17 protein-coding genes are annotated in these 25,857 nt (G+C 65.1%); 5 read left to right on the plus strand and 12 right to left on the minus strand.

From position 1 onward, the window contains the following. The first annotated feature begins 30 nt into the window (after nucleotides 1–30). On the plus strand, nucleotides 31–546 hold the full coding sequence (locus tag CLV47_RS05925) for a carboxymuconolactone decarboxylase family protein (RefSeq protein WP_106348084.1): 516 nt from the start codon (nucleotides 31–33) through the stop codon (nucleotides 544–546). Nucleotides 547–605: 59 nt separating this feature from the next. Here the strand turns inward: CLV47_RS05925 and CLV47_RS05930 are convergent, their stop codons facing one another. The 3 genes from CLV47_RS05930 to CLV47_RS05940 all read right to left on the minus strand — a co-directional run bounded on the left by CLV47_RS05930 (nucleotide 606) and on the right by CLV47_RS05940 (nucleotide 5,452). Then, complete coding sequence (locus CLV47_RS05930) at nucleotides 606–2,936, minus strand: Zn-binding domain-containing protein (RefSeq protein ID WP_106348085.1); 2,331 nt, start codon at nucleotides 2,934–2,936, stop codon at nucleotides 606–608. A 95-nt stretch (nucleotides 2,937–3,031) separates the two neighbouring features. After that, the gene (locus CLV47_RS05935) at nucleotides 3,032–4,213 is read right to left on the minus strand and encodes a YeiH family protein (RefSeq protein WP_106348086.1); all 1,182 of its coding nucleotides are present in this window, start codon (nucleotides 4,211–4,213) and stop codon (nucleotides 3,032–3,034) included. Nucleotides 4,214–4,252: 39 nt separating this feature from the next. Then, nucleotides 4,253–5,452, minus strand: coding sequence for an MFS transporter (locus tag CLV47_RS05940; protein ID WP_202862413.1), 1,200 nt, complete (start codon nucleotides 5,450–5,452; stop codon nucleotides 4,253–4,255). 74 nt (nucleotides 5,453–5,526) lie between these two features. Between CLV47_RS05940 and CLV47_RS05945 the strand changes: the two genes are divergently transcribed. Beyond that, entirely contained in the window at nucleotides 5,527–6,408 is an 882-nt protein-coding gene (locus tag CLV47_RS05945) for a LysR family transcriptional regulator (protein ID WP_106348088.1), read from the plus strand. 43 nt (nucleotides 6,409–6,451) lie between these two features. Here CLV47_RS05945 and CLV47_RS05950 read toward each other — a convergent pair whose 3' ends face one another. The 4 genes from CLV47_RS05950 to lysX form a co-directional block, all read right to left on the minus strand. After that, a complete protein-coding gene (locus CLV47_RS05950; RefSeq protein WP_106348089.1) occupies nucleotides 6,452–7,090 on the minus strand; it encodes a phosphatase PAP2 family protein in 639 nt (212 codons plus the stop codon). Nucleotides 7,091–7,102: 12 nt separating this feature from the next. Further along, entirely contained in the window at nucleotides 7,103–7,795 is a 693-nt protein-coding gene (locus CLV47_RS05955) for a response regulator transcription factor (RefSeq protein WP_106348090.1), read from the minus strand. An 86-nt stretch (nucleotides 7,796–7,881) separates the two neighbouring features. Beyond that, entirely contained in the window at nucleotides 7,882–9,234 is a 1,353-nt protein-coding gene (locus tag CLV47_RS05960) for a sensor histidine kinase (RefSeq protein WP_106348091.1), read from the minus strand. 261 nt (nucleotides 9,235–9,495) lie between these two features. Further along, nucleotides 9,496–12,882, minus strand: a complete 3,387-nt coding sequence (lysX, locus tag CLV47_RS05965) for a bifunctional lysylphosphatidylglycerol synthetase/lysine--tRNA ligase LysX (RefSeq protein ID WP_106348192.1) — start codon at nucleotides 12,880–12,882, stop codon at nucleotides 9,496–9,498. 172 nt (nucleotides 12,883–13,054) lie between these two features. On the opposite strand from lysX, the gene CLV47_RS05970 reads away from it, so the two are divergent. The 3 genes from CLV47_RS05970 (at nucleotide 13,055) to CLV47_RS05980 (ending at nucleotide 17,565) form a co-directional block, all read left to right on the plus strand. Beyond that, the gene (locus tag CLV47_RS05970) at nucleotides 13,055–13,636 is read left to right on the plus strand and encodes a hypothetical protein (RefSeq protein WP_106348092.1); all 582 of its coding nucleotides are present in this window, start codon (nucleotides 13,055–13,057) and stop codon (nucleotides 13,634–13,636) included. Between the two features lie 260 nt (nucleotides 13,637–13,896). Continuing rightward, nucleotides 13,897–16,788, plus strand: coding sequence for a type I DNA topoisomerase (gene topA, locus CLV47_RS05975; protein WP_106348093.1), 2,892 nt, complete (start codon nucleotides 13,897–13,899; stop codon nucleotides 16,786–16,788). A gap of 3 nt (nucleotides 16,789–16,791) precedes the next feature. Then, entirely contained in the window at nucleotides 16,792–17,565 is a 774-nt protein-coding gene (locus tag CLV47_RS05980; protein WP_106348094.1) for an SGNH/GDSL hydrolase family protein, read from the plus strand. Here CLV47_RS05980 and CLV47_RS05985 read toward each other — a convergent pair. From CLV47_RS05985 to CLV47_RS06005, 5 genes are all read right to left on the minus strand, one after another. Then, a complete protein-coding gene (locus CLV47_RS05985; protein ID WP_106348095.1) occupies nucleotides 17,516–18,574 on the minus strand; it encodes a winged helix DNA-binding domain-containing protein in 1,059 nt (352 codons plus the stop codon). The genes CLV47_RS05980 and CLV47_RS05985 overlap by 50 nt on opposite strands. Nucleotides 18,575–18,642: 68 nt before the next feature. Then, nucleotides 18,643–20,286 carry an acyl-CoA dehydrogenase family protein gene (locus CLV47_RS05990; protein ID WP_106348096.1) on the minus strand — a complete coding sequence of 548 codons (1,644 nt, stop codon included), beginning with the start codon at nucleotides 20,284–20,286 and terminating at the stop codon, nucleotides 18,643–18,645. A 155-nt stretch (nucleotides 20,287–20,441) separates the two neighbouring features. After that, nucleotides 20,442–22,457: an HNH endonuclease signature motif containing protein gene (locus CLV47_RS05995; RefSeq protein WP_106348097.1), complete on the minus strand. Its 2,016-nt coding sequence runs from the start codon at nucleotides 22,455–22,457 to the stop codon at nucleotides 20,442–20,444. 88 nt (nucleotides 22,458–22,545) lie between these two features. Next, a complete protein-coding gene (gene pepN, locus CLV47_RS06000; RefSeq protein WP_106348098.1) occupies nucleotides 22,546–25,017 on the minus strand; it encodes an aminopeptidase N in 2,472 nt (823 codons plus the stop codon). A 9-nt stretch (nucleotides 25,018–25,026) separates the two neighbouring features. Next, on the minus strand, nucleotides 25,027–25,836 hold the full coding sequence (locus CLV47_RS06005) for a methyltransferase domain-containing protein (RefSeq protein ID WP_238145248.1): 810 nt from the start codon (nucleotides 25,834–25,836) through the stop codon (nucleotides 25,027–25,029). Nucleotides 25,837–25,857: the final 21 nt, after the last annotated feature.

A 25,857-nucleotide genomic window follows, 5' to 3' on the forward strand; every position in this document is an offset into this window, starting at 1 on the left:
ACTGGACCAGCAAGGTCATAGGCTAGGCACATGACAAGTCAAACCCAACCCGAATTCTTCAACGCCTACAAGGCACTTCCCGCTGGCTACCAGGCGATGTCGTCGCTCGAGGCAGCGGTCAAGAACAGCCCGCTGGATCCCACCGTCTTCGAACTGGTCAAGTTGCGGTCATCCCAAATCAACGGCTGCGCGTTCTGCATTGACATGCACTATAAGGACCTTCGCGCCATGGGCGAGAGCGAAGACCGCTTATATATGCTCAATGCGTGGCGTGAATCGGCACTTTACAGCGACGCCGAACGTGCGGCGCTGGCCTTCGCTGAGGCGGTCACGCTCATCTCCGAGCATCACGTTCCTGCTGAGGTGGAAGCGGCGGCACGAGCCCAATTCGATGACGAGTCCTATGCGGCGCTGTTGTTTGCGATAGTCGCGATCAACGCGTGGAACCGGCTGGCGATCACGACGCATTCGCCGTCCGGCCAGTACACGTCGCCAATCAAGCCATCCGAAGCTGAATCGCCAAAAGCAACTGCCGACGTCGGTTAGCCCTTAGAGGTGACGAGGCGGTCGCAAGGTCTGCATGAGTACGACTACGACATCGGGCTTTAGCTAAGCGCTGCGGTGAGCGTGCGGAGCACCGTGACTGCGCCGCCCTTATCGAGCGGATCGTTGCCGTTGCCGCACTTCGGTGACTGGATGCAGCTCGGGCACCCGGATGCGCACTCGCAGGACTCGATCGCCGATAGCGTCGCGCCGAGCCATTCGGCGGCGCGTTCGTAGGCGCGTTCGGCAAAGCCAGCGCCACCGGGGTGCCCGTCGTACACAAAGACGCTCGGCAGCCCAGTATCGGCGTGCAGCGCGGTCGATACGCCGCCGATGTCCCACCGATCGCACGTCGCGATCAGCGGCAGTAGGCCAATCGACGCGTGTTCGGCCGCGTGCAACGCGCCGGGCAGCAGGCTCGCGACTTCCTCGGCAGTTCCGAACCGATCGAGGGTCTCGGCGTTGAGGGTCCACATCACCGCCTTGGTGCGCAGTTCCTGCGCGGGCAGGTCGAGTGGGATCTGGTCGATGACCTCGTTGGTGGTGATCTTGCGTCGCTGGTAGGACACGACCTGGTTGCTCACTTCAACGTCGACAAACCCGAGCGTGCCAGTCGTCAGCTCCACCGACCGGCGTACCCCCAACAGCCGGATGTCGGTCTGCTGCTGGGCGTACGTCGAATAGCTCGGGTTGTCTGCATGCAGCATCGCCACCCGGTCTTCCAGATCCAGATCGTCGACCAGCCACGTCTCACCGCGGTGCAGGTAAACCGCGCCTGGGAAGGCGGTCGACGGTGCGGCGCCGGTGTCCACGGTGCCGAGTAGCCGGCCGGTCGCCGACTCGATCAGCGCGACCGTTCCGCCCGACCCACGGATGTCCGCGATCGGTCGCTCCTGCGCCACCCAGAACCATCCGGTGGGCCGACGTCGCACGCCGTCTAGGCCTGCAAGCACCTGGCGAGCGGCGTCGCCGCCGAAGAGATCGTCGACCTCGGCCTCGGTGATCGGCAGCTCGTACGCCGCACACGACAACTGTGGCGAGAGGACGTAGGGATTCGTCGGGTCGATGACTGTGGACTCGATCGGCCGGTCGAAGACGGCCTCCGGGTTGTGCACGAGGAAGGTGTCGAGCGGGTCGTCGCGGGCGATGAACACGGCCAACGATTCCTGCTGCCGGCGACCGGCGCGCCCGAACTGCTGCCAGAGGCTTGCCAGCGTGCCGGGAAACCCGGAGACGAGTACGGCGTCTAGCCCGGCGATATCGATTCCCAGCTCGAGCGCGGTCGTCGCGGCCGCACCGCAGAGCGTGCCGTCGTTGAGCCCGTTTTCGAGTGCGCGTCGTTCGGCAGGCAGATAGCCGGCCCGGTACGCCGCCACCTGTGCGGCCAGCTCGTGCGCGCCTGCTTCGCGCAAATGCTCCTGTGCCTGCAAAGTAACGATTTCGGCGGACCGGCGAGACAGGACGAAAGCTAACGTTCGCTTCCCTGCGATGACCACGTCGGCAAGTAGTCGTGCCGACTCGGTCGGTGCCGACCGGCGAATGGGCGCACCGTGTTCACCAGTGAGCTCGGTCAGGGGTGGCTCCCAGAGTGCGATGGTTCGCTCGCCGTGCGGTGCTTGGGAGGCCGTCACCTCGGCGCACGCCAAACCGGTCAGCTCGGACGCGATTTCGCCGGGGTCTCGCGCAGTCGCGGAGGCAAGGACGAACGTCGGTTCGCTGCCGTACTTCGCGCAGATCCGGCGCAGGCGTCGCAACACGTGCGCGATGTGCGAACCGAAAATGCCGCGGTATATATGGCATTCGTCGATGACGACGTATCGCAACCGCCGGAAATACATGTGCCAGTAGGCGTGCTGCGGCAGGATCGATCGGCTCAGCATGTCCGGATTGGAGAAGAGCCAGCGCGAATGCTCCCGAGCCCAGTCGCGTTCGTCGGGCACGGTGTCTCCGTCGTACGGGGCGGGGCGGATTCCGTCGTTGCCGCCGGGATCGACCTCCAGGGCTTCGACCGCGCGCAGCTGATCGTGGCCGAGTGCCTTGGTGGGTGAGAGGTAGAGCGCCTTGGCGCGCCGGTCGTGCAGCAGCCCGGACAGCACCGGAAGCTGATAGCCGAGCGACTTGCCGGTCGCCGTACCGGTAGCGATGACGAGCGACTCTCCTCGCCACGCATGCTCGGCGGCGATGACCTGATGCTTCCACGGCCGCTCGATGCCAAGTCTGGCGTATGCCGCAACGAGAGTGGGCGCGGCCCATGTCGGCCAGTCGACGGTTTCGCCGGGAATGGGCGGGAGGACCTTGAGGTGGGTGACCGGCGACTGATCGGCATCGCCGATGGGGAGCAACGAGCGCAGTAGCCCCATGGGCCAACTCTCGCTGCTCGTCACGTCGCTCATCCGCTACAGCCTGCCACCATCGGCAGCGCGCCGGGTGGCAGGAGCCGTCGGCGAAAGACTTTGCTACCGAAAGACTTGGCTACCGAAAGACTTGGCTACAGGGTGCCGGTCAGGTATTGCAGCCCGATGCTGGTCAACGCGACTATCACCCACAAGCAGGCGCCGAGCACGAGCGGCCGTGCGCCGGCACGGCGTAGGGCGCGCAGATCCGTCGACAATCCGATCGCAGACAGCGCGACGGTAATCAGGAAGACCGATATTTCATTGAGCGCAGGATGCACGGACGTCGGAATGATGCCGATCGAGTTGGCGGCCGCGACGATCAAAAACCCGACCAGGAACCATGGCACAAGTTTGATGACCCACAGCCGGGAGCGTGCCGGCTTATCGGTAGCGGCCTCGACGGTCGAGGGATCTTCAGCGGCCTGTTGCGTGCGATCGCGGCGCGCTTTGATGGCCGCGAGCCCGAGGCAGATTGGGATGATGAGCAGTGTCCGGGTCAGCTTGACGACGACGGCGTAGTTGGTGGCCTGGGGTCCGTACGTCGCCGCCGCGGCGACGACCGACGAGGTGTCGTTGACCGCCGTACCGGCAAACAGGCCGAAGGCGTGCTGGCTCATGCCCAGAAGGTGACCGATGACCGGAAACACCAGTACCGCAGCGATGTTGAACAAGAAGATCGTCGACACGGCGTACGCCACGTCCGCACTGACGGCCCCGATCACCGGCGTGACCGCGGCAATCGCGGAGGCGCCGCAGATGCCGGTACCGACGCCGATGAGCGTGCGCAGATCGCCGACTAGGCCTAACCAGCGTCCGATCCAGTAGGCCGCCAGAAGGCACATGATCAGTGAACCGAGCATGACCGGCAACGAGCTGAATCCGACCTTGACTATCTGGGTGAGCGACAGCTGCGAACCGAGCACTACGACGGAGATCTGCAAGATCGTCTTGCTGGAGAATTTGATGCCCGGATGTAGTGGTTCGCCGGGCTTGATAATGGCCGCGACGACTACGCCGATGACGATCCCGGAGACCGGACCGCCGACGATCGGTAGCAGTTTGCCGATGACGGTCGCGACCGCGGCGATGACGACCGCGAGTAGTACGCCGGGGCCGTACGCTCTCGCCGCGGCGAGGCGGCTCGGGCGAGAGTCGGCGGCAGTGGCGTCGTCCGGATGCTCTGCGGATTTAGAAATATTGGGTCGTATCTGCACACCTACGACGATAGGGACGCGAAACCCGGGGCGGTAGCCATCGATCCGCCATGAGGACATAGCCAATGGCTATGACGAGAAATGATGCGGGCGAGCCGGTCACCCGGGGCGTCGCTCGCGGAGCGTTTCAATGATCCACAGCAGCGTGCCGACCGTGGGGAACACGGCGCCGAGCACGCATACGCCGGCCCAGCCGTATCCGACGTACGTGACCGCAGAGAGCGCGCTTCCTAGTGAACCGGCCGCGAAGTACGTCGTCATGTACGCGGTATTCAGCCGGCTGCGCGCGTCGGGACGCAGCCGGTAGAACAGGCTCTGATTGCTGATGTGCGTGCCTTGGATGCCCAGATCGAGTAGCGCGACCCCGACGCCCAGCGCAATGACGTGGTGGCGCCCGATCGCCAAAAGCCCGAAGCTCAGTGCGGTGATCGCGACGAACGCGCCGGTCTGTATCCGGGCGTAGCCGCGGTCGGCCAGCGCTCCGGCGAACTTCGCCGCCAAGGCTCCCGCAACGCCGACCAGCGTGAACAGGCCGATGCTTGCATCCGACCACCGGTAGTCGGGGCCGGCGAGCAGAAACCCGACACTTGTCCAGAACACGCCGAACGACACATAAGTGAGTGCGCCGTAAGTCATTCTGCGGCGCAGCACGGGCTCATCGGCCACCAGACGCAGCACAGAGCGAAGCAGCGCGCGATAAGGAAGTTGTGTGCTTGGTGGTACGACCGGTAATTCGCGCCGGAGCATCACGGCGGTAGCGACCATTAAGCCCGCGGCCAGCCAGAAGACCGCTCGCCATCCCGCGACCTGCGCAACCAATCCGGCTACCACTCGCGAGAGCAAAATGCCCAGGAGTAGCCCAGTCATGACATTACCGATGACACGTCCGCGTTCGTCCGCTCGCGCTAAGGTAGCGGCCAACGGGACCAGCACCTGTCCGACCACCGAACTCACGCCGACCATTAATGCCGCCACTCCGAGCATCTGCCAGTTGGGCGAGAGCGCCATCCCGATCAGGCAGACGGTGGTCCCCGTCAGCAGCGTGACGAGCAGCCGACGTCGTTCAAGCAGATCTCCAAGCGGCACTAACAATGCAAGTCCCACGGCGTATCCGATCTGGCTCGCCGTGACCACGAGACCGACGCTTTGCGTCGAGGCGTGCAGACTCTCGGCGATCGTGCCGACTACAGGCTGGGCGTAGTAACTATTGGCCACGACCATTCCCGAGGCGAGTGCCATGGCCACGACCAGCCGTCGGCGGACCGCAGTGGATTGCGTTGATGTAGCTGGCTGGGGCATCGGTCAAGAATGCCGCCGCTCGATTGTCCTGTCCAACGGATTCTCGCGATGGAATTAACTGATACAGTCGATTAATGGAAGTACGTCAGATTGAACACTTCCTCGCCGTCGCGAACGCTGCCAACTTCACCCGCGCCGCCCGCAGTATCCATCTCTCCCAGTCGGCGCTGAGTGCCTCTATTCGCGCGCTGGAGCGAGAGCTACAAACTCAACTGTTCGAACGCACCACCCGCAAGGTTGCGTTGACCACCGCCGGCCAGACCTTCCGGGCGGCCGCTTACCGCATCCTCGGGCAGATCGCGACGGCACGCGAAGAACTGACCGACCTCCACGATCTCTCGGCCGGAACGCTCGCGGTGGGGACGGTGCAGACCTTGACCGTGGTCGACCTGCCGGCGGTGCTGGCGCAGTTCAACCAGCGTTACTCCCACATCCGGATCGCATTGCACGAGGCGACCACCGCAGAGCTCGTGCGTTCGGTCCAGGCAGCCGAACTCGATGTCGCGTACGTCGCACTCGATGCCAGTCCGCTCCCGCGAGACCTCACCCTCCTTCGGGGATATGAGGAGGATCTCGCGGTCGTCACGGCGCATGATCATCCGCTGGCGACCCGTGCCGAGACCACGCTTGCCGAACTGGCCGACTACACATTTGTGGAATTCAGTGCCGGCACCGGTCTGCAGACCGTCATCGAGACGCTGTGTGCCGAAGCCGGATTGCACCGGCGTATAGGATTTCGGGCGACCCAGATGGGACAGGTCCTTGCGCTGGTCGGACACGGACTCGGCATTAGCATCGTGCCGAGTTCCATTGCCGAAGGTAGTGGTCTCGCGACTGTGCCCATCGGTCCCGCATCGCCTTCGCGAAAGCTAGCCCTCGTTTCGCGCAGTGCCCGCCCGAGCAACCCGGCCGCACGCGCATTCTTGGAGCTATTAGCGCCCCGAATCTCATCGTAGGAACGACGCGCCGCCCGCGGCGATTATGCCTCTGGTGACGGGTTTAAGTGACGGATGGTCGAACATTAGTGACGGATGGTCGAGCATGAGGCGCCTCACGGACCGGCGCGACAAGGCGATACCAGCGTGACTGACTCAGCCGATCGACGACCAGTACGGCGCGGCGCCGGAGAAGTGCATAAATCGCCAAGGTAATCAGCGCGCCGGCGACCAGTCCCACGAGGACGTCCGAGGGGTAGTGCACCCCGACGTACACGCGCGAGAAGGCCAGCAGCAGCGACAGCAGTGTCGCGATGATGCCGAGCCGGCGGTCGATGAGCCAGAAGCCCGCGGCAAAGGCGCCGGCGATGATGGCGTGGTCGCTGGGCATGGAGTAGTCCGGGTTGCACGGCAGAAGGGTGGTCATGTGGGGGAGCGCGTTGCAGGGGCGCACCCGACCGATCAGCGGGGAGAGGACCTGCGCGTTGAGCCCAACGGCGACGAGGGTCGCGATCCCAGTGAGGACGGCTGCCGCGACGGCGGGCCGTCCAGTAGTACGCCGACGCGCCGACCACCACGCGCCGACCAACATGACTGCCAGCAGCACAAGGCCGCCCCACAAGGCGTACGCCGCCATGAAGCCGTGCAGCCAGGTGGTGTTGTCCATGAAGTTGTGTACGGCGCGGTAAATAGAAGTGTCCATGAGGTCCGCCCGCTACGCGTGCGCGTTTTGGGGTTTGTCCGCGACCAGCCGATAACCCATTCCGCGCACGGTCTGCAGTGTCGATAGCTCGTACGGCACGTCGATCTTGCGGCGCAGATATCCGATGTAGACCTCGACCACGTTTTCCGCGCCGTCGTACGCCGGATCCCATACGTTGGCGAGGATCTCGCTCTTCGAGACGATGGCACCCTTTTGCCGCATAAGGAAGTGCAGCAGGCCAAACTCCTTGGCGGTCAACGGAATTTCGTCGCCGTGGCGGGTGACCGAACGGCGCCCAGGGTTGAGGTTGAGCGACCCGATTGTCAATTCGACGGGGCGGGCGGGAGCGCCGCGCCGGATCAACGCGCGCAAACGTGCGGTGAGGACCAGGAAGCTAAACGGTTTAGTCAGGTAGTCATCGGCGCCAAGGTCGAAAGCGTCCGTCTGGTCATACTCGCCGTCTTTTGCCGTGAGCATCATGATCGGTGTCCAGATCTTGCGTTTGCGAATCTCGCGCAGCACGTTGTAGCCGTTGAGCCCGGGCAGCATGATGTCGATGACGATGACGTCGAAGCGCTCCTCGGTCGCGGCCCAGAGCCCGTCGTTGCCGTTGTGCTCGACGCGTACGACGAACCCCTCGTTGACCAGTCCGCGCCGGATGGTCTCGGCGAGTGCTTGTTCGTCTTCGATAATCAGCACCCGCATGCCTAGCTCCTCCGCCGAGTTCGATTCTTGACGGTTCTGATCGTGCCACCGCTGCCTGAGGAAATCCTGAGAACGTCTCAAAGTGGTCATGGTGCGTCGTCTACGGGCAAGGTGAATCGGAACCGGCAGTAGCCTTGGGGCGATTCGGTCGCGACGATCGTGCCGCCATGCGCGGTGACGAACTCTGCGGCGATCGCCAGCCCGAGTCCGCTGCTGCCGCTGTCGCGTGAGCGGCTGTCGTCCAGGCGGACGAAACGTTCGAAGATGCGTGTGCGGTCGGCCCGGGGCACGGCCGGGCCGTCGTTGTCCACGTCCACGGTCGCAATGCCGCCCTCGACCCGGCAGCTGACCCAGATCCGTGAGTTTGCGTGCCGTTCGGCGTTGTCCAGCAGATTGCGTAGCACCTGCGCGATCCGGGCCCCGTCACATACGACTCGGATTGGTTCGGCGCGTACGACGAACTGTTTGCTGGATCCGCCGCCGACGGCTCGGGCTTCGTTCTCGATGAGGTCGTCGAGGTCCTGTTCGGTACGCCGCAGGTGCACCTGATGGTCGTCGGCCTTGGCCAGCGTCAGCAGGTCATCGACCAGGCTCTTCATCCGGCCGGTCTGGCCGAGTAGCACCGGCTGCATGTCGCGCCACGTGTCGCCGGTCTCGTCCGCGATGGCGATCTCGAGGGTGGCGTTGAGGGTGGCCAGCGGGCTGCGCAGCTCGTGGCTCGCGTCCGATGCGAAGCGCCGCTGCGCCGCATCGGACTCCTCAAGCCGAGTCAGCATCGCGTTCATGGTGGTGGCGAGCCGGGCGATCTCATCGGCCGTCGGCGGTACGTCGATACGTTGGCTGAGCCGGGAGCGGCGTACTCCGTCGACCTGTTCGCGGATGCGCTCGACCTCGTGCAGCGCCCGTCCGACCAGCAGCCAGGTCAGCCAACCGACCACCAACAGCAACACCGGAATGCCGACCAGTAGGTAGAGCCCGACGGTGCGCACGGACTGCTTCTGTACGTCGATCTCGGCCATCACGTTGACGGCGTACGCCTTGCCGCCGCTGAGGAATCCGACCGATGTGACGACCGGGTCATCCTCGTGAGCGTTGATGTGTGGCGACCCTGCGGGATAGCTGACCGTCTGCCCTGGGGCGGCGGGTGTTTTGACGAGCGAGTGCTCCAGGTACTCCTCGTGCGCGGCGGCGACGACCTTGTCCTTGGAGGTGACGATCTGCACCTCTTGGCCCTTGTGCGTGAGGTCCTTGGCAAGTGTCGGTACGCCGGGAACCGTTTCCCCGGCGTACTTGCCGGCGAGGTCTCGTGCGGTAGACACGGTCTGGCTGGTGGCGTCGTTGACCAGAGCCTGCTGGAGCAGGACCAGGAGCAGAGCGCCGCCGGCAACGAGCGCGAGGAGCACCACCGAGGTGGCGGCCAGGGTAGCTCGGATGCGCACGCCCCATCGTCGGTGGTTGGAGGTGCGGTGCGGCGAAAGGGGCGCAACCACGGTCTCGTTAGGCTCCGGCGCTACCGTCGCGGGACGGTGCAATAGGCGCCGGAGTCGGTACGGGCGCGGGCGTGTCAATGGTCTGAGCCGTGCGCGCAGGGTACTTATCCGTGTGAGACGGGGGTAGGGGGGAGCTCATACCCAAATAGTGGGTCGTCGGCCTGAGCACGACCTGAGCCCAGATCGCCTTTGCCGCAGCTGAACACGCTGTTATCCCGGTGTGCTACTACCCAATGTGAGGCGACCTGGGGTGGGACGACCCAGCGTGGGACGACCTGGTGTGAGACGACCCAGTGTGGGACGGACAAACGGGAAGGTGAGGATGGACCGGATTGGCGATCCGGTCAGCAGCATGACGATCCGGTCGACGCCGAGCCCGAGACCACCGGTCGGTGGCATCCCGGTCTCGATCGCAGTCAGAAATGCCTCGTCGATCTCCATCGCTTCGGGGTCTCCCGCAGCCGCGCGCAACGACTGTTCGGTCAGCCGTGCTCGCTGGTCGATCGGATCGGTCAGCTCGGAGTACGCAGTGCCCAGTTCCATCCCGAATGCCACCAGGTCCCAGCGCTCAGCCAGTCGCGGGTCGACGCGATGCGGCCTGGTCAACGGCGAGGTCTCGACCGGGAAGTCGGTGTAGAACGTCGGGGACACAGTGGTCGGCTCGACGCGCCGCTCGTAGATCTCGGACACCACTTCACCGGCGCTGGCCCCGTCCGGTACGGCGATGCCCAGGTCGGCGGCGATGCCGGCCACTTCTGCGCGCGGCGTATCAGGGGTAATCGAGCGCCCGCAAGCGCGAGAAACGGCGTCGTGCACCGTGACCACCGGCCACTGCCCGGACAGGTCGACGCGCACTTGCTCGCCGGTCTGTGGGTCGGGACGGAGTGCCACCGGCGCGCCGTGTACGGCGATGGCGGCCTGCTGGATCAGCTCGGTCGCGAGCTCGCGCATACGGTCGTAGTCGCCGTATGGCAAATACGCCTCGAGCGAGGTGAATTCGGGATTGTGGGTCGCGTCGACACCTTCGTTGCGGAAGTTGCGGCCGAGCTCGAAAATCGGTCCCATCCCGCCCACGATGAGCCGCTTCAAGTAAAGCTCGGGCGCGATGCGCAGCGACAGGTCGATGCCGTACGCGTTGATGTGTGTGCGGAACGGTCGCGCCGACGCGCCACCGTGGACCGTCTGCAGGATCGGTGTCTCGACCTCGGCGTACCCCTCGGCGCCAAGGGTGTCGCGCAGCGAGCGTACGGCGCGGCTGCGGTCGGCGAGCAGCGTCCGTGCCTCCGGGTTGACGATGAGGTCGAGCGATCTCTGACGGGCCCGGCGCTCGGGATCGGTGAGCCCGCTGTGCGCCGGGGGCAGCGGGTGTAACGACTTCGCGGCCATCGCCCAATCCCGCACGAGCAGAGACCGCTCGCCGGTGCGGCTGTGCGCCATGATCCCGGTGGCGCTTACCAGGTCCCCGCGGTTGACCGTCTGCGACCACAGTCTCAACAGCGGCCGACCAAGGTCGGCGTCGTTGAGGAGCAACTGCAATAGGGCGCCACCCTCGGTGAGGTGCGCGAAGATCACGCCGCCGTGGTTGCGGATGCTCAGGACCCGCCCGGTCACACTCAGCTCCGTGCCGATCGGTGCATCGACAAGAGTGTCGAGGGATCCGGTGCGGGGCACGGCCACAGGGTACGGCGGCATGTGCGCGGCGCGCAGTTCCGCGAGGTCGTCGCGGCGCATCAAATGCTGTTGCGCCAGTCGACGTACCGGGATCGTCGCGGCTAGCGCGGCCGACTCTTGGGCGGCGACCGTCTCGCCGAACTGCGCGCTGGAAATCTTCTGAGTCAGCGCTCGGCTGGTGCTGGGATCGGGCAGAAACCCCTCCGCGGCGCCCGCCGCGATCATCACCCTCGGCAGGGACAGCGGCGAGTCGACACAGAGGTAGCGGGGCACCCATTCGGGTCGATACTTCGCGTTGGACCGGTAGAGCGTCTCGAGCTGGAAGAACCGCGAGAATACCGAGAGCACGCTGTTGTTGAGACGGGTGATGGGCCCGGCGTCGAACTCGTCGGCATCTGCGAACACTCGGCGGAACATCGCGAAGTTCAGCGAGATCCGTCGTACGCCGTGCGCCGCGGCATCGCCGATCAAGCTCGTCACCATCAACTCGACGAGCCCGTTGGGGCCGTTCTTGGATCGGCGCATCAGGTCGAGCGAAACCCCGGTGCGGCCCCACGGCACGAACGACAACAGGCCCGCGGGACGGCCATCGGGCGCAGCAGCGACGACCATCAGGCACGAGCCGTCGGCCGGGTCGCCGAGCCGGGACAGCGCCATCGAGAAGCCACGCTCGGGTGCGTCACCGCGCCACTGTTCGGCGAGCTCGGCCAGGTGCCGCAGCTCGTCAGGATCGATGTCGCGGTGCCGGCGGATCGACACGGCGTACCCCTCGCGAGTCAGCCTGCTCACCGCCTGCCGCACCCCCTTCATGCCGGGGCCGGTGAGCCGGAAGGTGTCGACGTTGATGATCGCCTCGTCGCCGAGGGGTATCGCGCGCAGGCCGGCGGCGACGTACGCCTCGGCCGCGCCCTTGCTCGCCGAGAGCACCGCCGGTACCCAGCCGTAGGTGCGCGCCTCGCTCAGCCATGCAGCGATCGCGCTCGGCCACGCCTCGGTCGGCCCGATCGGGTCCGCCGAGGCGATCGATACGGAGGCCAGCACGCGGTAGGTCACCGATGCCCTGCCGTCTGGAGAGAAGACGACTGCTTTGTCGCGACGGGTAGCAAAGTAGCCGAGCGAGTCGTCGTGGCCAGTCAGCAACTGGCGACGTACGCGCAGCTCAGCGTCCTCGTCGATGATCCGCAGGGTGCGCGGCGACCGCAGGAACACGACCGCTGCCACCAGCATCACGGCGGCCGCAATCCACCCGATAACGTCGGCTACCCACTCCGGGCCGTGAGTGCTCTGTAGAAACAGCCCCTCCTCGTTGATGCCGAACACCACCCGCAAGCCGAACACGAGATGCTGGCCGAGACTGCCGGGGGACTTCAGGCTCAGAAGTACGGCCAGCAACACGCATGCCGAGAGACCGACCGCCAGGATGAGGGCCGTGATCCGCCGGGAACCAGGAGAACGGCGCGCCTGAAATGCCAGCCGGGACCGCCACAGCACCACAATGATGACGATCCCGAATATGCCGCTGAACGTCGCGAGGACCTGGCTGCTTCCGCTGCCGAACAGCTGCCCGACGCGCGGTGTCCAGCTGGGCAGTGGCCTGCCGGCGACGTACCCAATCCAGATCAGGATCGCACGCAGTACGCCGAGTGCCTGAAAAATCAGCACGATCCAGAGCGCAAACCGTTTGTGGCGAAGGAGCGCCCCCGCGAGCACGAAGAGCAGAAGCCCCACAAAGAAGCTCTCGGACATCGGCACGTTGAACAGGCCGAAGAACCGTTCCGGCCAGAAATGTTGGACAAACCCCGCGTGGTGATGCCAGTAGGTCAGTGACACCAGCGCCGCGAAGGAGTAGACGACCGCGACCCATCGTGCGCACCGATTGGCGGCACTGCTGCCGACTGCCGCAAGGACCGGGCGTTGCTGGGTCACATCGAGAAGGTATCCCGTTGCGATGGTCACGGTCTATATTTGCGCACTAGTTTCTCAGGTAACGCTCAGTTGCCTGCCGACCGGCATGCGCCACCGCGCTATCAGCTACCCACCGTCGGCCCATCATTTGCGCCTCGCGTCTCCGACCACGGGTTGCCATTAGGATTGCGCCGTGGCTGAACAGATGTACCTCTTCGAGGCGGACGGCGCCGAACCGGCCGTCGACGATCTCGACGGTCTGCTGTTCGGTCCGGGACACGTCGTCAACCGGTCCGGTACGGCGCGGGTCTCGGTACTCACCGCGGACGCCTGGCGGGCCGAGGCGCTGGTCACCGCATTCGGCGTACGCGGACTCGGTGGTGAGTACAACGTCAGCCGCGACGTCGAGCGTGGCCTGCAGTTCGTCGCGCGAACCGACTTCACCGACGAACTCGCGCCGCTCGCACGCCGATGGTCGCCGGGCGCGGTTCGTAAGAGTTCGCCGGTCAAGATGACCCCCGCGGCTCTTCGGATCTGGGTGATCGCGGCCGGGCGACCGACCGACTCCGGCTACTTGCTGCCCCTTGCCGCGTCGGAGGAAGTGCGCTGGTCGGTCTCCGGATCCGCGCTTGCCGGCCTCGGCGTACCTGGAGCGCTGATCGGGGTACGAAGCGGTGAACCGGCGTACCGGATTAGCTCGCATAAGCGGCTCTCTCGTCTTGCGGTGCTTGTCGGTGAGCCACCGCCGGACGCTCCGGTGTCCGACTGGCCCTGAGCGTCGCGGGTCGTCAGAAAGGTCCTGCGCATCAGTCGCCGACGGGTGCTGGTCGCGTCACGTTTTTATCAACCGTGGCGGGTGGCGAGCGGTGGTGCGAGGCCCCGGCACGTCGTGAAGTGGGGTAGTTTGCGACAGTTAGTAGTGCTGTCGCGCCGCGATCGACGTACCGAAGTCGGTTGAGCGTGACCGCGTGAGCACGTTTTAGACCACTGGGAGTACCGATTTCCACCACCGATGCGACAGACGAAGAACTGCAGCTGGGTTCTGACTCAGACGCTGAAGCCGACGGCCTTGCCACTGACACGAGCGGGGACGGCACGACCGCACGCCCGAAGAAGTCCCGCGCCAAGGCCCGCGTCGGTGGCAAGAAGCTGGTCATTGTCGAGTCGCCGAAAAAGGCTCAGATGATTGCTGGCTACCTCGGCGACGATTACATGGTCGAGGCGAGCTACGGGCACATCCGGGATCTGCCCCGCAAGGGCTCACCGATACCCGCGAAGTACAAGGGCGAATCGTGGGCGCGGTTGGGCGTCGACACGGACAACGGCTTCATGCCGGTGTACGTCGTCGGTCCGGACAAGAAACAGCAGGTCGCGAAGCTCAAGAGTCTTCTGGCGCAGGCCGACGAGCTCTACCTCGCCACGGACGAGGACCGCGAAGGGGAGGCCATTGCCTGGCACCTCGCGGAGATCCTCAAGCCAACCGTCCCAGTGCACCGGATGGTGTTCCACGAGATCACCCCGGCCGCGATCCGGGACGCGATTGCCAACACCCGTGAGCTCAACAACGACATGGTCCAGGCGCAGGAAACTCGCCGGGTCCTAGATCGGTTGTACGGCTACGAAGTTTCGCCGGTCCTGTGGCGCAAGGTCGGTCAGGGCCTATCGGCTGGCCGGGTGCAGTCGGTGGCGACGCGCATCATCGTCGAGCGCGAGCGCTTGCGGATGAAGTTCAAGGCGGCCGACTACTGGAGCGTCAGCGGCGACTTCGCGACAGGGCTTAAAAACGACGATCCGCTCGAGCCAGGCTCGGTCAAGGCGACCCTCATCAACCTCGACGATCGCCGGGTAGCCGTCGGCCGCGACTTCGACCCCGACACAGGCCTCGCCGCGGCCAGCGTCGTACACCTTGACGAGTCTGGCGCCCGCGGCCTCATCGCGCGCCTCGAGGGTGCGGCATTTGAGGTCACCCGGGTCGATGAGAAGCCATACCGGCGTCGTCCGGCGGCGCCGTTCATGACCTCCACGCTGCAGCAGGAGGCCGGACGCAAGATGCGCTGGTCGAGCTCGCAGACGATGCGTACGGCGCAGCGACTGTATGAAAACGGCTTCATCACCTACATGCGTACCGACTCCACGACGCTGTCGGAAACCGCGTTGAGCGCGGCCCGCAACCAGGCTCGCGAACTGTACGGCGACAAATACGTCCCGGCCGAGCCCCGCCGTTACCAGCGCAAAGTCAAGAATGCGCAGGAGGCGCACGAGGCGATCCGTCCGGCTGGTGACCAGTTCCGCACACCGGGCCAGGTGGCGAATCAGATGTCCTCAGACGAGTTCAGGCTCTACGAGATGGTCTGGATGCGCACGATCGCCTCTCAGATGGCCGATGCCGTCGGGCAGACCGTCTCAATCCGGCTGACGGGCGACTCCAGCACAGGTGAAAAGGCGGAGTTCAGCGCGACCGGTACGACGATCACCTTCCCGGGTTTCCTTCGTGCCTACGTCGAGTCGAAGGACGAAGACGACAGCAGCGGCAGCGACGACGAAGAGCGCCGGATGCCGAGAGTCGCGAAAGGCCAAGCGCTCACCGCTACGGACCTCACCGCCAAGGGCCACACGACCCAGCCGCCGGCCCGCTACACCGAACCGAGTCTCGTCAGCGCGTTGGAGGAGCTCGGTATCGGCCGGCCCGCGACGTACGCCTCAATCATCCAGACAATCCAAGATCGCGGATATGTATGGAAAAAGGGCTCCGCGCTGATTCCGTCGTTCACAGCGTTTGCCGTCGTCACGCTCCTCGAACGCTATTTCACCCGACTTGTCGACTACGACTTCACCGCCCAGGTCGAAGGCGACCTCGACGACATCGCCGATGGCACCCGCAGTCGTGTTGACTGGTTGACGCGCTTCTACTTCGGCGGCACCGGTGGCGAAGAGGGCGGCATCGCCCAGCTTGGCGGGCTGAAGAAGCTCGTCGCGGACAACCTCGGCGAGATCGACGCCCGCGGGATCAACTCGATCCCGCTCGAGGGCGGCGTCGTCGTACGCGTCGGCCGCTATGGGCCTTATCTTCAGCAGGGTGCGGACGATGACAGTCGGCGCGCGTCGGTGCCGGACAATCTGGCGCCCGATGAGCTGACGCCTGAGAAGGTCGAGGAGTTGCTGTCCGCGCCGTCGGGCGACCGGCCGCTCGGCAACGATCCGGAGTCCGGACAGGAAATCATCGCGAAGTCCGGTCGCTACGGGCCGTATGTCACGACCGTTCCCCCGGAAGACTCCAAGGAGTCCCCGCGGACCGCGAGCCTGTTCAAGTCGATGGACCTCGACACGATCACGCTTGAGGATGCGCTGAAGCTGCTCCAGATCCCGCGCCTCGTCGGCGCCGATGCCGAAGGCAACGAGATCCAGGCACTCAATGGTCGCTACGGTCCCTACCTCAAGAAGGGGTCGGACTCGCGCTCGCTGGAGACCGAGGAACAGATCCTCAACATCACGCTTGAAGAGGCGCTCGCGATCCTCGCCCAGCCGAAGCAGCGCGGGCGGGCGGCCGCGAAACCGCCGCTGCGCGAGATGGGTGACGATCCGGTCAGCGGCGTGAAGATGGTGGTCAAGGACGGTCGTTTCGGCCCGTATGTCACCGACGGTGAATACAACGCGTCACTGCGCAAGGACGACACGGTCGAGGAGTTGACCGACGAACGCGCGGCCGAGCTACTCGCCGACCGGCGCGCACGCGGCCCGGCCAAGAAGGCCAAGCGCGCGGCGAAAAAGGCACCCGCGAAGAAGGCGCCGGCGAAGAAAGCCGCCAAGAAGGCGCCCGCGAAGGCGACTGCTAAGAAGACCACGGCAGCTAAGAAGACCACTGCGACCAAGAAGACCACGGCGAAGAAGACCACCGCAGCGAAGGCTCCCGCCAAGAAGTCGACCTAGGTCGTGACCCCGGTCAATGTGGTCGCTCTCGGCGACAGCGTGTCGGAGGGCGTGGGTGACCCGGGCAAGGGTCGTCTTTTGGGCTGGATCCACCACCTGACAACCGATCCGGAAATCGCGACCGGTCTCAACCTGCCGACCAACTTTGCGCTGACCGGAGCGAAGATCTGCGACGTACGCCGTGATCAGCTACCGCAGGCGCGCGCGATGGACGCGGATCTCTACATCTGCGTGATCGGCGTCAACGACGTGATGTCGAGCAGCTTCCGACGATCGCGGTTCGAGGCCGACTACGACTACGTCATCGACGCATTGATGAACGTAGCTCGCCGCGGTGTACTGACGATGACGCTGCACGACGTAGTTGGAGGCATCCCGCTTCCGGCAAGCAAGTTGGCCTGTCATCGCGACCGCGCCGAGCAGGCCAACCGCGTGATCGAACGCGTGTCGGCGAAGTACGGCGCGTGGCTGCTCGAGGCGCGAGACGCGCTGCCCATGCGGGGCAGTGGAATGCTCAGCATCGATCGGTTGCACCCCAACCGGCGTGGTCATCGCTACCTCGCGTCGATGGCCGCCGCCGAGCTGCACGCCCATGGTGTGGTGCCGCAACCGCCAAAGCTGACGGTCCCGCCGGCGCAGCCGTTGCGCGCTCGTAGTCTCGGTGCGGCCCGTCATGGGCTGTGGCTCGGGCGCCACCTGACCGCGCCGGTCGTCGATCACGTCTGGTTCAGGGCAGCGCGGCGTACCGACGGGGGATCGCTGACTCCGCTTTCTTAGTGAAGGTGGTAAACGGCGTCGCGGAGACGGTTGCCTTCTTGCCGCTGCCGTGGCGTTTCCAGGTGCCCACCACTGCGCCGTTGTCGACGACGGACGCCATGAACATGCCGTTGTTGCCAGGGACGAGGCGAGGGGCGAACTTGGTCGGTAGGGCCGCGCCGCGGTCTTGATAACCGAGCATGAACTCGTCGAACCCGGGTAGCAGGAAGACGCCCTTCGCGTTGGCGCTGTGCTCCGCGAGCCGGTCCGGTGTTTGCGGATCCATAAAGTATTCGACGCCGTCGACTTCGACGCGCTCGAGAAACGGTCGGGCGATCGCGAGTCCGGCCTTGACATCAACCATCAACAGCTTCGTCCACCACGCGAAGTCTTTGACCGTGGCCGGTCCGTGGCTGCGGAAGTAGCGCAGCGCCCACTCGCCGACCGCTTCGTCGCGATCGAGCCTCCGCGGTCGGCGTACCCATTCGTCGAGCATTACGAGCCGTTGCTCGCCTTTTTGGAAGGGGCCGAAGCACAGTACGCCGAGCTGCGCGAGCTGGAAGATCAGGCGATAACCTTGCCCGGGCGCGACGACTAGGCCGGCTTCATCCCAAAGGGCGAGGAGTTCGCTGCGGCGTAGTTGGCCGCCGCCTTCCAGAGCGGTGACGGCCACCTTGCGAGCCTGGTCGATCATCGCATCGTCGATGCCGAGCTCGGCACGCCGGGGCGCGGTCGCGATGATCATCCGAGCCGCCGTGAGGCCAAGCATCCAGCCGAGATCTTCGCCTGCGACGAAGTGCAGCGTGCCGCGCATCGGCCACGACTTCACGATCTCGCCGGCATCCATTGCCTCATGCACACCGGACCGATCTCGCCCGGCGGTGCGTAGGGCAACTGACGTGACGGCACCGGGATCTTGCGCCTGGACGGCGGTCATCCATTGCACCGCCTCGCCGGCCGATCCGAAGCCGGGTCCGGCGATGCGTTGCGCGGCTAGCCGAAGTCGCGCGAGGTCTCGTTGGCTCGTCATCGCCCGACAGTAGTCAACGACCCCGACAAACAACGTGCCACGACCTGTCCGCGCGGTGTAATCGCGCGCTATCCCAGGCGGGCGTAGTCGATGATCGCCTCGTAGTCGACGTTGCGCAGAGTGCCGAAGCCTGGACCCCAGTCGCCGCCCAGCCGACTATCGATGAATGCTTCGGCGACAACGGTTGGCGCATGCTCCAGCAGCAGGGCCGCCTGGGTTGCCAACGCGATCTTGGTGACAAGGTAGCGCGCCGTATCGGCTGGGGAGTCCAGCATCGACTCGATGTCGCGCATCGCCTGGTCCAATGCGGAGTGCGCGCCGGAGACGGTCCGGATCTCGTCCAGGATCGGTTCGATCGTCTTGGGCTCACGGGTGAGGACCCGACCGACATCCATCACCATCATGTTGGAGGTACCTTCCCAGATCGCATTCAGCGGCGCTTCGCGGTAGTAGCGCGGCAGCGGGTGTTCCTCGATGTAGCCGTTGCCGCCGACGCACTGAATCGACTCCTCGACTACCGCGCTTACTCGGCGGCAGTTCCAGTATTTGCTCACCGGTGTCAGAAGCCGGCTCGTCAGCGAGTCCTCCAGATCGTGGCCGTCTTCGGCCCGGGCGACCCGGAATCCCAAGTGCGCCGCGCCGGCCCATTCCAGCGCGAGGTCGGCGAGGACCGGTGCCTGGATCGGTAGATCGGACAGTCGCTTTCCGAAGGCCCCGCGGTAGTCGTTGTAGAAGAGTGCCTGCGATAGTGCCGCCCGCATCAGGCCGGCCGAACCGACGGCGAAGTCGAGCCGGGTGTATTCGGACGAGCTGAGGATGGTGCGAATGCCGTGTGCTTCTTCGCCGACCAAAATCGCGTATGCATCGTGATACTCGATCTCCGACGACGCATTCGCCCGGTTGCCAAGTTTGTCTTTGAGGCGGTTGATCCGGATTCCGTTGGGGGTGCCGTCGGGTCGCCAGCGCGGCACGAACAGGCACGACGTACCACCCTCGGTCTGCGCGACGGTGAGGTAAGCGTCCGACATCGGTGCGCTGCAGAACCATTTGTGGCCGTTCACGATGTATTCCTCGCCGTCTCCGCGCGGCCCGACGGGGCGGGCGACGGTCACGTTGGCGCGCAAATCGGAGCCGCCCTGTTTCTCGGTCATCGCGTAGGCGATCGTCGCCGCCCGCTTCGTCTCGATTGGTGCGTACGCCGGGTCGTAGTCATGCGCCGCCACGCGCTCGGCCCACGGCGCGAGCGCCGGATGCGCCCGCAGGATGGGGATCGCGGCGTACGCCATTCCCATCGGGCAGGCAGTGCTGCCGTCGACTTGATTCCACAGGTAGGACTGGACCGCGCGCGCGAGATGGGAGCCTTGTTCCTTGCTCGTCCAAGCGAGAGCATGGGCGCTGGCGCCGAAGGCCATCGACATGAGCTCGTGGTACGCCGGATGGAACTCGACGACGTCAAGCCGGTTGCCGACTCGGTCGAGGGTGCGCAGCTCAGGCAGGAAACGCTGAGCGTCGCGGGCCGCTCGAAGGGTGTTCGGATCCCAGACGAGATCGCCCAGGTCGGTGGCGTTGTGCTCCGACCACGGCGCGAATCGAGCGAGGACGTCGGTCGCGATCTTGTCTCCGGTAAATGCGTTGACGTTATTGAGGTCGGGAACGAGGTTGGCGGCGCTCTCGCGTGGGCGGGTGAAATCGGACTCGGCAGCACTGGTCATTTTTTGGTCCTTTGCTTGGGCTGTTAGTCGACAATGCGCGCCGCGGCGGGTCGGTGGTGATCGCCCGTACGACCTCCAATTCGCGTGTGCAGATCGAATCGAGCATCATGATTCATCAGTGGATCAGGATTGATTCCTGACGTCAACGAGCAGTCTCATTCGCCGGCGTTCTTGCGCCGGCCGGCCTTCTTGATCGTGCGAGATGGTGTTTTACGGCTCGCGGGATAGGTCGTGTAGCGACGCCCGGTGGGGCTGATCCAGTCGATGCTGGCGTCGTCGTTGAGGGTGAGCCGCCACCCGGTCTGGTGTTTCACTCGATGATGTAGCGCGCACAGGCATGCCAGATTATGGTCGGCCGTCGACCCGAGCGGGAACTCCACGACATGGTCGAGGTGACAGTACTGCGCCTTGCGTGCGCAGCCCGGGAAGCGGCAGGTCTGGTCCCGGGTGATAACTCGCCGGCGCATGTCGGCTGGTATCCGATAGCGGGTTTTGCCGACGTCATAGACGATGCCGGTGACGGGATCGGCGAGGACGCGTCGCCAGCGAGCGTCGCGAGCGAGGTGGCGGGCGAGGTCGGGGTCGATCGGACCGACTCCGTCGAGGACTGCGGTATGCCGCGCCGCGATTTCGTCGTTCTCGTCGTGCTGATCGCTGTCGTCGGGCACACGTGTCCCTTCGTCGAAATGGTCGGTTCGATTGGTGCGTGTGCCATTGTCGTCGGGCACAGGTGTCCCGTCGTGCTCGGCGCGATCCCTGCCGGCGAGTAGGTCAACCGGGATCGTCACGTCCAGATGCACGTCGGGTGGCCTGGGGATTGTGAAGTTGAGTTGCGCGGCCAGCTGCCGGATCATCTCCCACAGTTCACCGACCCGTTGGACCTCGCTCGGATCGATCAGCGGCAGGATCCGTTCGTTGCCACCCCATAGCGCCCGTCCCAGCCGGTCGGCGTCGTGTTCGGGCTTGTAGAAGGTGAAGTCTGGCTCGTCATCATCCCGGGCGACGGCTAGCGGTAGCCCACGATAGGGATCCGGCACGTCGTCCTCGGCGCTGCTGTCCGTGCCGGTTGTTGGAGCAACGTCAGCATCGCGGCTACCTACTGCGCCGTCTGTGGCATCCGTATCTTTGTCGCCCGCGGCCTCGTCGCTGTCGTCGCAATCGGAGGCGTGGGGATCGGCGCGCTGAGGGTCGACGTAGCCGTATCCGTAATCGGGCTCCGGTTCGTCGTTGTCGCAGTAATCGGCGTTCTCGGCCGCATCGCCCGGACCCGTGGCAGCGCCGCCGCCATGGTGGCCGTTAGCGTTGTCGCGGCCATCGGCGTTGCCCGCTGGAGTGGTGAACGCGGCCGGACCCAGCACACAAGTCACGAGCGCATCCGCGCGCAGCTGGTCGCGGGTGCGCGGGTCGTCCGGGTCCGCGGTATCGGCCAGTGCATCAAGCGCGAGGTCGAGAGCTTTGGCTTGAGCGGCGGGTAGCTCGCCGAGCAAGTGCGCGACCATCCCATCGGGCATGATGGCGACATAGCGGTCGTCTTCACGGTCTCGTCGTGTTTTGGCCGCAAGCGGTGCGCCGAGCACGGTGATGATCGCCTCGCGGATTCGCCGAGCCCATGACACGCTCGTATCACCCGCGGCGTGCGGCAGCACCAGCTTCTCTACCGCTTGCTTCTGCTCACGCGTGAGCGCGTTGGTCTCGGCCAGCAAGATGTTCAACTTTGCCGGCGTCACGCCACTTGCGGCCCGGGTGAGTGCATTGACCGTGTCCGGGAAGTTTTCCCCGGCGTTCAGGGCCTTGTCCAAGCGTCGACCCGCGGTGCGCAGGCTCAGCCCGCAGTCCGGCGCGTATTCGCTCAAGACAAGTTCGCGGGCATTGAGCCACGCGTCACCGCGGTCGGTTGTGCCATCGGTATGTGGTCGGGGTGCGCCCGGGAAGGTGCCTCCGGGAAGCAGGGTGAAGGCGTGCCGGTGAGCGGTAAGCAAGGCCGTAATTTCGCGGTAGGCCAGCAGCGCCTGCGCGTGTTCGAGAGAAGCGAGCTCGCAGAGCTGATGGTCGAAGACGCGTTCGGAGTAGCTCGACTCGGGAAGACTGGCCAGGTGGCTAGAGTCGCCACGACTGCCACCGTCGCTGGCGACGGCGCCGCCGGAGAGCGAGGTTTCCTGGGTCGTGGTCATGAATTAATCATAGAACATGCGTACGACAAGAATGTTGGCGTTTTTCAGCGCACGTGTTCAGTGCGGTCGCCATCTATTGGTGGGCAAGCTATGGAGCGGCGTATCTTTCGCGGACGGCGAGGCGGCGCTCAAGCTCGTCGGTCATGTCGACGACGGTACGACGCAGCGAACCTTCGAGGCCCTCGGTCTGGATCAGCGCCCGACACTGGTCCAGCGTGCCCGGTGACAGTGACGTGATCGGAAAGAACCATCCTGCGGCATCGGCCAACACCCATCCGCTGCGGACCGCCACAGTGCCTGGTAACTCGGCGAAGTAGCGCTCTACGTACGGCTCCGTCAGGGACTCCTGGCCGGTCCGCCACATGGCAGTTCCGGCCGCCTCGAGTTCGTAGTTGGGTACGTCGTCCTCGCCGGTGAACCGCCGCCACGCCCAATCCTTGGCCTCGGCGTCTGGAAGCGAGGCGACGGCGCGCGTATGTTCGACGATTGCCCGTGCCGTGGAGTCGACCTCGAGCGCCTTCGCCAAGTCGTCGCGGTCAGTCTCGCCGAGAACGGCAAGGCGCACCAGGATCCGCCACCGTAGGTCCAGATCGATGCGCAGTCCGGCCGGCAGCGAGCGTCCCGACAGCCATGCGCGAAGTTTGGCTGGATCTGTCGATGAGCTTGCGGCGGACTGGAAAGCGGATAGTTGCAACGTCGAGTCTGCGGGCGCATTGTCCAGCAGCGCAAGGCAAGCGCGGTGAATGCGTCCGAGCGCTAGGGGTTGATCGGCCGAAAGCGCGGCGACCTTGCCGATCGCCCACGGCATCGTGGCGCCGATCGCGTCGTCGTTGTCCTCGACCGGGATTGCAGCCTCGACGAGTGAGAGCACCTGTGCGGGATCGATGGCTGCGTTGTGGAATGCGCTGCGTACGCCGTTCCAGACTCCCGCCCGCATCAGTCCGTCCGTGGTTCTCGGGAGCAGTTCGACAAGGGCGTCCACGGTGGTGGCGTCCGGTTGGACGAGCGCCCAGGTGTCCTCGTGGGGATCGAGTACGACGGCGGCATCCGACGGTGCGGCGTACGGCGTGTCCGGCCCGTCGACGGTGATGGTGTCGATGCGCCAGTCCTCGCCTGGGGCCGCGACGCCGACCCGTAGGGTGTGCCGGCGATCGGCCGGGTAGTCCGACGGGGGAGTACGCCGTACTGCTCCCGCTGAGCGATCCAGCGCGAGTGTGTCGGGTCCGGCGGTGCGCAGCCAGCTGCTGGTGAACGTCGAAAGATCCGCGGCGCCGGCTTTCTCCCAGCTGTTGAAAAGATCGTCCATGGTCGCGTTGCCGAATCGGTGCGTTGTGAAATGGTCGATCGCGCCGCGCATGAACACGTCGTCGCCGATCGCCGTGTTGAGCTGCTTAAGAATGCTCGAGCCTTTTGTATAAGAGATGCCGTCGAAGTTCTGCAGCGCGGTCGAAGCGTCGGCCGCGCCGTTTCCCGCAACCGGATGAGTGCTTGGCCGCTGGTCGGCGATGAGTCCCCATTGGCGTCGGGCGAAGGCATTGTGGGTCCACGCATCTGCGTACTCGGTGACGTCGGCGGTCACTCGATTGCCCATATATTCGGCAAACGACTCGTTGAGCCACAAGTCGTCCCACCACTGCGGTGTAACCAGGTTGCCAAACCATTGGTGTGCCATTTCATGGGCTAGCGTCGTCGCACGCCGAATTCGGTCTCCTCGGGTGACCCGACTGGAGAAGACAAGCGGGTCACGGAAAGTCACGCATCCCGGGTTCTCCATCGCGCCGGCGTTGAACTCCGGGACGAATGCCTGGTGATAGTCGCCGAACGGGTAGCGAATCCCAAAGAGCCGGTGGTATTCATCGAAGCATTGCCGGGTCATCGTCAAGAGCTCGTCTGCGTCGGTGTCGAGATCCTTGGCGATGCTCTGTCGGGCCGAGAGTCCGAGTGGTATTCCGTCATGTTCGTCGCGGATCAGGTAATAGGGCCCCGCGACCAGGGTGACGAAGTACGTCGACAGCGGCTGACTTTTCGCGAACTCCCACACTCCGGTGGAAACTTGTTCGCCCGGCGCGTTGCCCACGACGATCCAGTCGGGTGGCGCGGTGACGTGGAACGTGTACGGCGCCTTCAGATCCGGTTGGTCGAAACACGCGAAGATGCTTGGCGCGGCGTCCATGAAGGACATCCCATAGACGTAGTGCCGCCCGTCCGCCGGATCGACGCTGCGGTGCAGGCCCTCGCCATCGTTGCGGAAGCGCATCACCGCGTCGACGGTCAGCTCGTTCGGTCCGTCGATCGTCTCCAGCGGCAGCCGGCCGCGATCCAGCAGGTCGGCATCGATAGCTCGACCGTTCAAGCGAATATCGTTGATCCGTAAGGGTTTCAGATCCACGAACGTGCGTCCACCGTGACTGTCGAAGCGGACCGTCGTGACCGAGCGGTACGTCGCATCATCGGCGGCGAGGTCCAGCCGCACGTCGTACGACCGCACAGTCAATAGCTCGGATCGGGCCTGTGCCTCAGTGTGTTGAAGGCTGTAAAAGGGAGCGTCGGTAGTAGCCACCCAACCACCTTAGTGTCGGATGCGGTGACCAACGGCAAAAAATCGGCGGAACGGGAAGACCGTGCCGTAGGGGCGGGCGGGGTACGCCGCCCGCAGCCGCGTTCCGAGGTCGTCGAGGAAGTCGGCCGTATCAACGGTAGAAAGGCGATCGAGTACGGGTCGCAGCGCCGTACCCTTGACCCATTCGAGCACTGGATCGTCGCCGGGTAGTACTTGGTTGTACGTCGTCTCCCATGTGTCGACCGCGAGGCCCTCGGCCGCGAAAATGTCGCCATAGCCATCGGGGGTGAGCACGGGATCGTGCCGTAGCGCGAAGTCCGGGCCGAGCGCGGTGGCCCAGCGTTCCTCGGCGACCACCTCGCGGATGATGCGGTGCGACGGGGCGTCGAAGTTGCCCGGCACCTGGATCGCGAGCCAGCCATCGATCGGCAGATCCGAGGCGATAGCGGTCAGAATCGTTTCGTGCCCCTCGACCCACTGGTACGCGGCGTTGGAGACCACCACGTCGTACGACGTGCCGGGCATGAAAGTAGTGAGATCGGCCTGCCGGAAGGTGACCGGATAGTCGCCCGCGGCGGCCTGGGTGAGCATCGTCTCCGAGCTGTCGACCCCTTCGACTGTGGCATTGGGCCACCGATCAGCCAGCGTCGCAGTCAGCTCGCCGGAGCCGCAGCCCAGGTCGATCACGCGGCCGGGGTCGGCGTCGATCCGGGCGACCAGGTCGAAGAACGGCCGGGACCGGTGGTCGGCGAAACGACCGTATTGCTGGGGATCCCAACCAAACTTCGCCATTGCAGATGCCTCCTTGACGTCCGTCATAGACACTAGCCTCGGCGTACT

Source organism: Antricoccus suffuscus (assembly GCF_003003235.1).
Classification (GTDB): domain Bacteria; phylum Actinomycetota; class Actinomycetes; order Mycobacteriales; family Antricoccaceae; genus Antricoccus; species Antricoccus suffuscus.